7 protein-coding genes are annotated in these 13,566 nt (G+C 43.6%); all 7 read right to left on the bottom strand.

The window, feature by feature from the left end; translation table 11 throughout:
- Positions 1-113: 113 nt before the first annotated feature.
- Complete coding sequence (gene rpsJ, locus FG24_RS05840; protein WP_015831295.1) at positions 114-422, bottom strand: 30S ribosomal protein S10; 309 nt, start codon at positions 420-422, stop codon at positions 114-116.
- A 64-nt stretch (positions 423-486) separates the two neighbouring features.
- Positions 487-1,677 (bottom strand): elongation factor Tu, encoded by a 1,191-nt coding sequence (gene tuf, locus FG24_RS05835; protein WP_036301916.1) that lies wholly within the window; start codon positions 1,675-1,677, stop codon positions 487-489.
- 44 nt (positions 1,678-1,721) lie between these two features.
- Positions 1,722-3,812 (bottom strand): elongation factor G, encoded by a 2,091-nt coding sequence (gene fusA / locus FG24_RS05830; RefSeq protein WP_036301923.1) that lies wholly within the window; start codon positions 3,810-3,812, stop codon positions 1,722-1,724.
- A gap of 56 nt (positions 3,813-3,868) precedes the next feature.
- The gene (gene rpsG, locus FG24_RS05825) at positions 3,869-4,339 is read right to left on the bottom strand and encodes a 30S ribosomal protein S7 (protein WP_019899759.1); all 471 of its coding nucleotides are present in this window, start codon (positions 4,337-4,339) and stop codon (positions 3,869-3,871) included.
- Between the two features lie 99 nt (positions 4,340-4,438).
- Entirely contained in the window at positions 4,439-4,825 is a 387-nt protein-coding gene (rpsL, locus tag FG24_RS05820) for a 30S ribosomal protein S12 (RefSeq protein ID WP_015831292.1), read from the bottom strand.
- A 147-nt stretch (positions 4,826-4,972) separates the two neighbouring features.
- Complete coding sequence (gene rpoC / locus FG24_RS05815) at positions 4,973-9,229, bottom strand: DNA-directed RNA polymerase subunit beta' (protein ID WP_036301921.1); 4,257 nt, start codon at positions 9,227-9,229, stop codon at positions 4,973-4,975.
- 17 nt (positions 9,230-9,246) lie between these two features.
- Positions 9,247-13,419: a DNA-directed RNA polymerase subunit beta gene (gene rpoB, locus FG24_RS05810; RefSeq protein WP_036301919.1), complete on the bottom strand. Its 4,173-nt coding sequence runs from the start codon at positions 13,417-13,419 to the stop codon at positions 9,247-9,249.
- Positions 13,420-13,566 lie beyond the last annotated feature (147 nt).

Raw genomic sequence — 13,566 nt, 5'->3', positions numbered from 1 at the left:
GTTTCCTTATATTTTAGTTAAAAAGTCGATTACAATTGACCGACTTCTGTGAAAGAGGCCGGATTATACCGAACCTCAGTTTTTTTTACAACAAGATTTTACTACTTAAGTTTTTACAACTTAATTTCAACATCCACACCAGCAGGCAAATCTAACTTCATTAATGCATCTACTGTTTTATCAGTTGGATCCACAATGTCCATTAAACGTTGATGGGTACGAATTTCGAATTGGTCACGTGAAGTTTTGTTTACGTGCGGTGAACGTAAAATGTCAAAACGCTCGATACGTGTTGGTAATGGCACTGGACCTTTTACAACAGCGCCAGTACGTTTGGCAGTTTCTACGATTTCTTGAGCTGACTGATCAATCAAACGATAATCAAAAGCTTTAAGACGGATACGGATTTTTTGGTTTGTCATTTTACTGCCTTTCAAAAGAGCGAAACGGCAGGGTTCACCCTGCCGTTTGATTTAACTACAAAAATTACTCGATAATCTTAGCTACAACACCAGCACCAACAGTACGACCACCTTCACGAATAGCGAAGCGTAAGCCTTCTTCCATCGCGATTGGGGCAATCAATGTAACAGTGATTGATACGTTGTCGCCTGGCATCACCATTTCTGTACCTTCTGGCAATTCAACTGCACCAGTTACGTCTGTAGTACGGAAGTAGAATTGTGGACGGTAACCTTGAAAGAATGGTGTGTGACGACCACCTTCATCTTTACCTAACACGTAGATTTCTGCTGTGAATTTGGTGTGTGGTTTGATAGAGCCAGCTTTTGACAATACTTGACCACGTTCCACTTCTTCACGTTTTGTACCACGTAGCAATACGCCTACGTTGTCGCCTGCTTGACCTTGGTCTAGCAGTTTGCGGAACATTTCAACGCCTGTACATGTTGTTTTTAGTGTGTCTTTGATACCTACGATTTCGATCTCGTCACCCACTTTAACAATACCGCGCTCGATACGACCAGTTACTACAGTACCACGGCCTGAGATAGAGAATACATCTTCTACTGGCATTAGGAATGTGCCGTCGATTGCGCGCTCTGGCATTGGAATGTAGCTGTCTAATGCTTCTGCTAAGCGGAAGATTGCTGGCTCGCCGATTTCTGATTGGTCACCTTCAAGGGCTAGTTTTGCTGAGCCTTTGATGATTGGTGTGTCGTCGCCTGGGAAGTCGTATTTGCTTAATAGATCACGCACTTCCATTTCAACTAACTCTAACAATTCAGGATCATCTACCATGTCTGCTTTGTTTAGGAATACGACGATGTATGGTACGCCAACTTGACGTGCTAACAGGATGTGCTCACGTGTTTGTGGCATAGGACCGTCAGCTGCTGAACATACTAGGATCGCGCCGTCCATTTGTGCTGCACCGGTAATCATGTTTTTAACATAGTCAGCATGGCCTGGGCAGTCTACGTGCGCGTAGTGACGTGATGCTGTCTCGTACTCAACGTGTGCAGTATTAATAGTAATACCACGTGCTTTTTCTTCTGGTGCTGCGTCAATTTGGTCGTACGCTTTTGCTTCGCCGCCGTATTTCTTTGTCAATACAGTGGTGATCGCTGCTGTTAGTGTTGTCTTACCATGGTCAACGTGGCCAATCGTGCCTACGTTAACGTGCGGCTTGGTCCGCTCAAATTTACCTTTTGCCATGATTATTTCCTTTTATCTAAACTTTAAAATTAATTAGTGATGGACTATTTTTTATTAATAATGGCATCAGCCACGTTTCTTGGTGCTTCTGTGTAGTGCTTGAATTCCATGCTGTAGCTAGCGCGACCTTGTGAAAGTGAACGCACAACAGTTGAGTAACCGAACATCTCTGCCAATGGCACTTCCGCACGAATCACTTTACCTGATGGACTATCTTCCATGCCTTGAATCATACCGCGACGTGAAGATAAGTCACCCATTACATCACCCATGTAGTCTTCAGGCGTCTCAACTTCTACTGCCATCATAGGCTCAAGCAAAATTGGATCAGCTTTACGCATACCATCTTTGAAACCGATTGATGCAGCCATCTTAAACGCATTCTCGTTAGAGTCAACGTCATGGTATGAACCATCAAACAAAGTTACCTTTACGTCAACCACAGGGAAGCCAGCCAAGATACCAGATGGGATCGTCTCACGAAGACCTTTTTCAACCGCAGGGATAAACTCACGCGGCACTGTACCACCTTTAATCTGATCAATAAACTCAAAACCTTTACCAGGCTCATTTGGCTCCATTTTCAACCAAACATGACCATACTGACCTTTACCGCCAGATTGCTTAACAAACTTACCTTCAACTTCAACAGATTTCTTAATCGCTTCACGGTAAGCCACTTGAGGTGCACCAACGTTAGCCTCAACGTTGAACTCACGACGCATACGGTCAACCAAAATCTCCAAGTGTAATTCACCCATACCAGAGATAATTGTTTGGTTTGTTTCTTCATCAGTTTTAACACGGAATGAAGGATCTTCTTGTGCCAAACGATTTAAAGCAACACCCATTTTTTCTTGGTCAGCTTTAGTTTTAGGCTCAACAGCAACGTGAATCACTGGTTCTGGGAAAATCATACGTTCTAGGATAATTTCAGCACCTAATGCACATAAAGTATCACCAGTTGTTGCCTCTTTCAAACCAACCGCAGCTGCGATGTCACCTGCACGAACTTCTTCAATAGGCACACGGTTATTAGCGTGCATTTGCACAATACGACCGATACGCTCTTTTTTACCTTTAAGTGGGTTGTACACTGTATCACCAGCATTCACCACACCTGAATACACGCGGAAGAAAATCAATTGACCGACAAATGGGTCCGTCATGATTTTGAATGCCAATGCTGAGAATTTCTCATCATCCGAAGCCTTCAAACGGATTTCATTACCATCTTCGTCTTCTGCTTTTGTATCTGGAATATCGGTAGGCGCAGGCATCAATTCGATAACCTTGTCCAACATAGCTTGCACGCCTTTGTTTTTAAATGCTGAACCACACATCATCGGCACGATTTCAGATGCGATCGTACGTGTACGTAGACCTAAAAGAATATCAGCTTCTGACAAGTCACCTTCTTCAAGGTATTTGTTCATTAACTCTTCACTGGCTTCAGCGGCAGCTTCAACCATGTTCTCGCGCCATTTGTCGCAATCAGCTTTAAGCTCTGCAGGAATGTCACGGTAATCAAACTTCATACCTTGAGATGCTTCATCCCAGAAGATAGCTTTCATTTTGATTAAGTCGACAACGCCTTCGAACTTTTCTTCAGCACCGATTGGCACTTGTAAAGGCACAGGGTTAGCTTTCAAACGCGCACGCATTTGATCGTACACTTTGAAGAAGTTAGCACCAGCACGGTCCATTTTGTTAACGAACGCTAAGCGTGGCACTTTGTACTTATTAGCTTGACGCCATACAGTTTCTGATTGTGGCTGCACACCACCTACCGCACAGTAAACCATACATGCACCATCAAGCACACGCATTGAACGCTCTACTTCAATCGTAAAGTCAACGTGACCTGGGGTATCAATAATATTGATGCGATGTTGATCAAATTGACCAGCCATACCTTTCCAGAAGCAGGTAGTAGCAGCAGAAGTAATGGTAATACCACGCTCTTGCTCTTGCTCCATCCAGTCCATGGTTGCAGCGCCATCATGCACTTCACCAATCTTATGATTAACGCCTGTATAAAATAAAATACGCTCTGTCGTAGTTGTTTTACCTGCATCGATGTGAGCAGAAATACCAATGTTACGATAGCGATTAATAGGGGTTTGACGAGCCACGTTTATTACCTTTACTTAATTTTCTTAAAGAGCGATTCTGTTAGTTAAATAACTAGTTAGAAGCGGAAATGTGAGAACGCTTTGTTAGCTTCAGCCATACGGTGAACTTCTTCACGTTTCTTCATCGCTGAACCACGACCCTCTGAAGCTTCAACCAACTCAGCTGCTAAACGCAAGCCCATTGATTTCTCACCACGCTTACGCGCTGCATCACGCAACCAACGCATCGCCAACGCGCTACGACGGCTAGGACGCACTTCTACTGGCACTTGGTAGTTGGCACCACCAACACGGCGGCTCTTAACCTCAACCAATGGGCGTAGGTTAGATAACGCAAGGGTAAACACTTCTAAAGCATCTTTGCTTGTTTTGCTGGTCACTTGATCAAATGCACCATACAAAATACGCTCAGCAACAGATTTTTTACCACCTGTCATTAGTACATTTACAAATTTAGACACCTCTTGGCTACCAAATTTTGGATCTGGCAGAATGTGGCGCTTGGGGACTTCTCTACGTCTTGGCATAATCTTCTCTATTCTCTTTTATGTTTTGCTAGCAACTGCTCAGCAAGGCTTTTGGTTAGCCGCTACATTAACAAAACCGATGACCGGTTATAATTTATATTACTTAGCTTTAGCTTCTTTAGGACGCTTAGCACCGTATTTAGAACGTGATTGCTTACGATCTTTAACACCTGCAGTATCCAAGCTACCGCGCACCATATGGTAACGTACACCTGGTAAGTCTTTTACACGACCACCGCGTAGCAATACCACGCTATGCTCTTGCAAGTTATGGCCTTCACCGCCGATGTAGCTAATTACTTCATAGCCATTGGTTAGGCGTACTTTAGCCACTTTACGTAAAGCTGAGTTTGGCTTTTTAGGTGTTGTAGTATAAACGCGAGTGCAAACACCACGTTTCTGCGGACAAGCTTCAAGTGCAGGCACTTTGCTCTTCGTGACCACTTTAACGCGTGGTTTACGTACTAACTGATTGATGGTTGGCATTGCCTGTAACCTCTAATGATGTTCTCTAAAATTAATTTCAAAATCTACAAAATAGATTAGGATGGCGTTATAGACAATAACACCATCCTGAAAAACCCAACATTCTATTTAGCCTGACTTTTATTGTCAAGACTTAATTATTTAGTTCTATTCTGCATCTATCTCACTACTTACTTCTACTGTTGTATTTACTACCACTTCTTCTGCTTCTGCTACCGCCTCTATTACTGGCGTTTCATTTCTTGGAACTCCGCCAGCAACCGCAGCACGCTTACGCGCTTCGTGGTATGCAAGACCAGTACCTGCTGGAATCAAACGACCAACAATGACGTTTTCTTTCAGACCACGCAAGTCATCACGCTTACCTAAGATTGCTGCTTCTGTCAGTACGCGTGTTGTTTCTTGGAACGACGCAGCTGAGATGAATGAGTCTGTAGACAATGAAGCTTTAGTAATACCAAGCAACACATACTCAAACAGTGCAGGACGTTTGTCTTGCGCAATTACTACTTCATTTTCAGCCAACAGATCCGCACGCTCAACTTGCTCACCTAAGATGAAGCTTGTATCACCTGCATCGGTTACACGTACACGACGCAACATTTGACGTACGATGACTTCAATATGTTTGTCGTTAATCTTAACGCCTTGTAAACGGTAAACGTCTTGTACTTCGTCAATAATGTAACGTGCTAAAGATTCGCGACCTTGTAAACGCAAGATGTCTTGTGGATCAGCTGGGCCGTCAACAATTGTCTCACCTTTAGTGACTACTTGACCGTCATGTGCAGTTACATGCTTGTCTTTTGGAATCAAGTATTCATTTGAAATACCGTCCAAATCAGTAATCACTAAACGTTGTTTACCTTTAGTATCTTTACCGAAAGAAACTGTACCAGTTACTTCAGCTAGCATACCAGCGTCTTTTGGTGAGCGTGCTTCGAACAACTCAGCAACGCGCGGTAGACCACCGGTAATATCACGTGTTTTAGATGATTCTTGTGGTACACGAGCCAATACTTCACCCACACCCACTTCTTGACCATCTTTCACGGTAATAATACAACCGATTTGGAACGTTACGTTTACTGACTGATCACCGCCAGCAAGCTTCACTTCATTGCCGTTTGCATCTAACAATTTAACTTGTGGACGCAAACCTTTAGTTTGACCAGCACGCTGCTTAGGATCGATAACCACCAATGATGACAAACCAGTCACGTCATCAATTTGTTTAGCTACCGTGATACCTTCCTCAACGTTTTCGAATTTAACGAAACCAGCGTACTCAGTAATGATTGGACGCGTATGCGGATCCCAAGTTGCAATTGCTTGGCCTGCTTTTACAGTTTTACCATCGGTAATTTGTAAAGTAGCACCGTATGGCACTTTATGACGCTCACGCTCACGACCATTTTCATCAGCAATAATCACTTCACCATTACGTGAAATAACCACTTGCTCATTACGTACGTTAGTTACATAACGCATGGTTGATGTGAAGTTTAGTACACCGTTAGATTTACTTTCAACTTGTGATACTGAAGCCGCACGTGATACCGCACCACCGATGTGGAACGTACGCATCGTTAACTGTGTACCAGGTTCACCAATAGATTGCGCAGCGATTACACCCACTGCCTCACCCATGCTAATTAATTTGCCACGACCTAAGTCACGGCCATAACATTTAGCACAAATGCCGTAGCGCGTGTCGCAAGTAAGTGCAGTACGCACTTTAACTTCATCGATACCTAAAGCATCGATATGCTCTACTTCATCTTCTGTCAGCAATGTACCCGCCGGGTAAATCACTTCTTGTGTTTCTGGATTAATCACATCTAAAGCTGCTGTACGACCCAAGATACGGTCGTGCAATGGCTCGATAACTTCACCACCCTTAACCAAGGCTTTAGTCACTAAACCGTCACTAGTACCGCAATCGTGCTCAGTGACTACTAAGTCTTGCGTTACATCCACCAAACGACGTGTCAGGTAACCTGAGTTCGCTGTTTTCAACGCCGTATCGGCCAGACCCTTACGAGCACCGTGGGTTGAAATAAAGTATTGCAACACGTTTAGACCATCGCGGAAGTTCGCTTTAATCGGCGTTTCAATGATAGAACCGTCTGGTTTCGCCATCAAACCGCGCATACCAGCTAACTGACGTACCTGCGCTGCAGAACCACGCGCGCCAGAGTCGGCCATCATGTAAATCGCATTGAAAGATTCTTGACGGATTACTTTACCGTTAGCATCTTTCAACTGATTGCCATCAGCATCTAATACGTCTTCTTCTTTAAGCTGTTTCATCATCGCATCAGCAACTTTGTCACCAGCACGACCCCAAATATCCACAACCTTATTGTAGCGCTCACCTTGAGTGACTAAACCAGAGACGTATTGGTCTTCAATTTCTTTCACTTCAGCATCCGCTGCGGCAATTAACTGCTCTTTCTCTGCAGGTACCAACATATCGTTAATGCTGATAGAGATACCCGCTTTAGTTGCATATGAGTAACCAGTATTTTTCAGTTGGTCAGCAAAGATAACTGTTTCACGGATACCAACTTTACGGAACGAAGCATTGATTAGTTTTGAAAGCTCTTTCTTCTTCAATGCTTTATCAATATGACTGAACGGCAAGCCAGCAGGTAAGATGTCTGATAGCAATGCACGGCCTACAGTTGTTTCGTAACGTGTGGTTTTCTCGGTTTTTACACCATCCAAATCAACGTCGTATTCTTTGATACGCACAGTCACTTTAGCATGCAGGTCAATTAAACCTTGGTCAAATACACGTTGCACTTCTTTCACGTCTGAGAAGCGCATGCCAGTGCCGCGTGCGTTAACTTTCTCACGTGTCATGTAGTACAGACCCAACACGATATCTTGTGAAGGCACGATGATTGGCTCGCCGTTTGCAGGTGACAATACGTTGTTTGATGCCAACATCAAGGTACGTGCTTCCATTTGTGCTTCTAAGCTCAATGGAACGTGAACCGCCATTTGGTCACCGTCAAAGTCGGCGTTGAATGCCGCACAAACTAACGGGTGCAATTGGATCGCTTTACCTTCGATCAGGATAGGCTCAAACGCTTGAATACCTAAACGGTGCAATGTAGGCGCACGGTTCAATAGTACTGGATGCTCGCGGATTACGTCCTCGAGGATATCCCATACTTCTGGTCCTTCTTCTTCTACTTTTTTCTTCGCAGCTTTAATGGTTGTCGCTAAACCTAACACTTCCAATTTATGGAAAATGAATGGTTTGAATAACTCTAAAGCCATTTTTTTCGGTAGACCGCATTGGTGCAATTTCAATTGCGGACCAACCACGATTACAGAACGGCCTGAGTAGTCCACACGCTTACCAAGCAAGTTTTGACGGAAACGACCGCCTTTACCCTTGATCATGTCAGCTAGTGACTTCAATGGACGTTTGTTAGCACCTGTCATCACTTTACCGCGACGACCGTTGTCTAACAATGAGTCCACTGCTTCTTGCAACATACGCTTTTCGTTACGTACGATGATTTCCGGTGCTTTCAACTCTAACAAGCGTTTCAAACGGTTGTTACGGTTAATTACACGACGATATAGATCGTTCAAGTCAGACGTTGCGAAACGGCCGCCATCCAATGGTACCAATGGACGTAGTTCTGGTGGCAATACTGGCAAGATTTCAAGAATCATCCACTCTGGTTTAATGCCAGATTTTTGGAACGCTTCTAACACTTTTAAGCGTTTAGCGATTTTCTTGATTTTAGCTTCTGAACCAGTTGCGCCTAAATCTTGACGTAACGTTGTGATTTCACGCTCAATGTCCATTGTACGTAGCAGTTCACGCACCGCTTCAGCACCCATCACCGCATTGAATTCATCACCGTACTCTTCTACTTTTGCCAAGTAGTCATCTTCAGTCAATAACTGACCGCGTGTAAGCGGAGTCATGCCTGGGTCAACCACGATAAATGCTTCAAAGTACAATACGCGCTCGATATCACGCAAAGCGATATCCAATACCATACCTAAACGGCTTGGTAATGATTTCAAGAACCAGATGTGCGCTACTGGTGATGCTAGGTCGATATGACCCATACGCTCACGACGCACTTTTGATAATGTCACTTCAACGCCACATTTTTCGCAGATTACACCGCGATGTTTTAAGCGTTTGTATTTACCGCATAAGCACTCGTAATCTTTGATCGGGCCAAAGATTTTTGCGCAGAACAAGCCATCACGCTCAGGCTTGAAAGTACGGTAGTTAATGGTTTCTGGCTTTTTCACTTCGCCATATGACCATGAACGGATCTTTTCAGGTGAAGCTAACGCAATCTTAATTGCATCAAACTCTTCTTCTTGCGTTACCTGTTTAAATAAGTCTAATAGAGCTTTCATGTGAATTCTCTCCTGAATTAGTTGCGGTCTAGGTCGATGTCGATAGCGAGTGAACGAATTTCTTTCACTAACACGTTAAATGACTCAGGCATACCCGCATCAATTTTGTGTTCGCCTTTAACGATGTTTTCATACACTTTGGTACGGCCAGTAACGTCATCAGACTTCACTGTCAGCATTTCTTGCAAGGTATATGAAGCACCATAAGCTTCTAACGCCCAAACCTCCATCTCACCAAAACGCTGGCCACCGAATTGTGCTTTACCGCCCAATGGTTGTTGTGTGACCAATGAATAAGGACCTGTAGAACGAGCATGCATCTTGTCATCAACCAAGTGATGTAATTTCAGCACGTGCATATAACCTACAGTCACAGGACGCTCAAATCTGTCGCCAGTACGGCCGTCAAACAAGGTCACCTGTGTTTTACCTGCATGGAACTGCAATTGTTTAGTACGTGCATCATCATCTGGGAACGCCAAATCAAGCATCGCTCTAATATCAGACTCAGCTGCGCCATCAAACACTGGCGTTGCAAATGGCACACCTTGTTTAAGATTTTGCGCTAAATCTAAAATCTCAACATCGGTGAAAGATTTAATATCTTCATGCTTACCCGTGCTGTCGTTATAGATTTTTTCCAAGAACTTACGGATATCAGCCACTTTAGTTTCTTCACGTAACATTTCTTCTATACGTAAACCTAAACCTTTAGCAGCCCAACCTAAGTGCACTTCCAAAATCTGACCAATGTTCATACGTGAAGGAACGCCTAGTGGGTTCAACACGATATCCAATGGTGTACCGTCAGCCATGTGTGGCATATCTTCTACTGGGCAGATTTTTGAGATCACACCCTTGTTACCGTGACGACCCGCCATCTTATCGCCTGGTTGGATACGACGTTTAACAGCCAAGTAAACCTTAACCATTTTTTGTACGCCTGGTGGCAATTCGTCACCTTGCGTCAATTTACGTTTTTTCTCTTCAAAGCGATTATCAAACTCAATACGCGCTTGTGACAAGCTGTCTTTCAACTGCTCTAACTGACGCGCTGCTTCTTCGTCTGACAAGCGAATGTCAAACCAATCGTAACGGCCTACAGACTCTAAGTACTCAGCAGATAACGCTTCGCCTTTTTTCAGCTTGTTAGGACCACCAGTAGCCACTTTACCTTCAATCAAGCGACGGATACGGCCGAATGCATCGTCTTCCACGATACGCATTTGGTCAGCCAAGTCTTGCTTGTAGTGTGCCAATTGGTCATCAATAATTTGTTGTGCACGTGCATCACGGTCAATACCTTCGCGTGTAAACACTTGCACGTCAATCACTGTACCACTCATGCCTGAAGGCACGCGTAATGAAGTATCTTTAACATCAGATGCTTTTTCACCGAAAATCGCACGTAGCAATTTTTCTTCTGGTGTTAGTTGTGTCTCGCCTTTAGGCGTTACTTTACCAACCAATACGTCACCAGCTTCAACTTCAGCGCCAATGTGAATGATACCTACTTCATCCAGACGCGCTAACATGCGCTCACTCAAGTTTGAAATATCTTGTGTGATTTCTTCTGCACCAAGCTTTGTATCACGTGCAACCACTGACAACTCTTCAATATGAATAGATGTGTAACGATCATCAGCCACTACGCGCTCAGAAATTAAGATCGAGTCTTCGTAGTTATAACCATTCCAAGGCATAAAGCCTACCAACATGTTTTGGCCAAGTGCTAACTCACCCATATCTGTTGACGCACCATCGGCAATCACATCACCGCGTGATAATTTATCACCGACTTTAACTAAAGGACGTTGATTAATGTTCGTATTTTGGTTAGAACGCGTATATTTAGTTAAGTTGTAAATATCTACACCAACTTCACCAGCTTGCGCTTCTTCATCGTTTACACGAATAACAATACGTGCAGAATCCACATAATCAACCAAACCACCACGGCGTGCAGTTACTACAGTACCAGAGTCAACTGCCACTGTACGCTCAATACCAGTACCTACCACGGCTTTTTCAGCACGTAGACATGGCACTGCTTGACGTTGCATGTTTGCACCCATCAATGCGCGGTTCGCGTCATCGTGCTCCAAGAATGGAATCAATGATGCAGCCACAGAAACAATCTGACCTGGCGCAACGTCCATATATTGAACGCGCTCTGGTTGTGTCATTGTAAACTCGTTGTGATGACGTGATGAAATCAAATCATCCACAAATAAGTTTTTAGTATCTAAATCAGTGTTCGCTTGCGCGATCATGTACTGACTCTCTTCAATCGCAGACAGATAATCAATCGTGTCTGATACTTTATTAGCCTCAACACGACGGTATGGTGTTTCTAAGAAACCATATTCATTGGTACGTGCATATAAAGCTAAAGAGTTGATCAAACCAATGTTTGGACCCTCTGGTGTTTCGATCGGACAAACACGACCATAGTGCGTTGAGTGTACGTCACGTACTTCGAAACCTGCACGCTCACGTGTCAAACCACCAGGGCCAAGTGCTGAAATACGGCGTTTATTCGTAATTTCAGACAACGGATTCGTTTGGTCCATAAATTGTGACAATTGGCTTGAGCCAAAGAACTCACGAATCGCACTTGAAACTGGTTTCGCATTGATCAAATCATGCGGCATCAAGTTGTCAGATTCAGCTTGTGACAAACGTTCTTTAACAGCGCGCTCAACACGAACCAAACCAGTACGGAATTGATTCTCTGCCAACTCACCCACTGAACGAATACGACGGTTACCTAAGTGATCAATATCATCAATCTCGCCGCGACCGTTGCGTAACTCAAGCAACACACCAATCACTGCCAAGATGTCATCATTAGACAGTATGTTTGCACCTTCGTCACCTTGAACACCCACTGCTTCGTAGAACTTACGAATCCAGTTAGATTGGCGTTCTTCCGCTTTTTCAGGGAAAGCACGACGGTTAAATTTCATACGACCTACGCGTGATAAGTCATAACGGTCTTCATTGAAGAACAAACCCTGGAACAGTGCTTCAACCGATTCTTCAGTTGGTGGCTCGCCTGGACGCATCATACGGTAGATAGCTACGCGTGCACTATATTGGTCAGGGATCTCATCAATACGCAATGTTTGTGAAATGTAGTCACCATGATCCAAATCGTTTGAATACAATGTGCTTACAGTACGGATGTTGGCATCAATCAATTTGTCTAATAAAGACTCAGTGATTTCGTCGTTTGCGTTTGCAACAACTTCACCAGTTTCTTGATCAACAATGGTGTTTGCTAAAGCACGGCCAAGAATGAAGTCTTGTGGCACTGCGATTTCGCTAACGCCAGCTTTTTCCATATCACGGATATGCTTAACAGTAATACGCTTATCTTTAGCAACAATGACTGAACCATCTTTAGCAACGATATCAAATTTTGCCACTTCACCACGTAGACGCTCAGGTACTACTGTAAATTCAACACCAGTTTTACCAATGTGGAATGTATCAAAATCATAGAATGTTGAAATGATTTGCTCTGGCGTGTAACCCAGTGCCTTCAACAAAATCGTTACCGGCATTTTGCGACGACGGTCAATACGGAAATACAAGTAATCTTTTGGATCAAACTCAAAGTCTAACCATGAACCACGGTAAGGAATAATACGAGCTGAGAATAATAATTTACCTGAGCTATGTGTTTTACCACGGTCATGCTCAAAGAACACGCCTGGGCTACGGTGCAATTGAGACACGATTACGCGCTCAGTACCGTTAATTACAAATGAACCATTTTCAGTCATCAAAGGCAATTCGCCCATGTACACTTCTTGTTCTTTCACTTCTTTAACCGTAGGTTTAGAAGCTTCTTTGTCCATAATAGTTAAACGTACGCGCACACGCAAAGGCGCAGCATAGGTTAAACCACGTTGTTGACATTCTTTAACGTCAAATGGCTCAGCGCCAAGTTGATAGCTCACGTAATCTAAACGCGCGTTACCTGAGTGACTAACGATAGGAAAAACAGAACTGAATGTTGATTGCAGACCTGATTCTGTACGTTGATCAGCAGGTACATTAGACTGCAAAAATGCAGCATATGACTCTAATTGCATTGCCAGCAAATAGGGAATTTCTTGAACGCTTTCTCGCTTGGCAAAACTTTTACGAAGGCGTTTTTTTTCGGTGAAGGAATAGCTCATTGCATCTCCTAGATATTTTGAGGGCAGAAATTAAAATACTTTTTTGCACTACATCCATTACGTAAGTATTTTCACCTCTAACCTCAGTTACTGTTGAACTGAAGGCTTACTGCAGCATTGCCACTACAAATTACATTTTGTTACATC

This window comes from Methylotenera sp. L2L1 (assembly GCF_000744605.1).
Classification (GTDB): domain Bacteria; phylum Pseudomonadota; class Gammaproteobacteria; order Burkholderiales; family Methylophilaceae; genus Methylotenera.
This window is presented reverse-complemented; position numbering and strand designations above follow the sequence as displayed.

Excerpts from the sequence above, each read along its gene's own strand:
- tuf (WP_036301916.1), bottom strand. The coding sequence starts at position 1,677 with ATGGCAAAAGGTAAATTTGAGCGGACCAAGCCGCACGTTAACGTAGGC.
- rpoC (WP_036301921.1), bottom strand. The coding sequence starts at position 9,229 with ATGAAAGCTCTATTAGACTTATTTAAACAGGTAACGCAAGAAGAAGAG.
- rpoB (WP_036301919.1), bottom strand. The coding sequence starts at position 13,419 with ATGAGCTATTCCTTCACCGAAAAAAAACGCCTTCGTAAAAGTTTTGCC.
- rpsJ (WP_015831295.1), bottom strand. The coding sequence starts at position 422 with ATGACAAACCAAAAAATCCGTATCCGTCTTAAAGCTTTTGATTATCGT.
- rpsG (WP_019899759.1), bottom strand. The coding sequence starts at position 4,339 with ATGCCAAGACGTAGAGAAGTCCCCAAGCGCCACATTCTGCCAGATCCA.
- rpsL (WP_015831292.1), bottom strand. The coding sequence starts at position 4,825 with ATGCCAACCATCAATCAGTTAGTACGTAAACCACGCGTTAAAGTGGTC.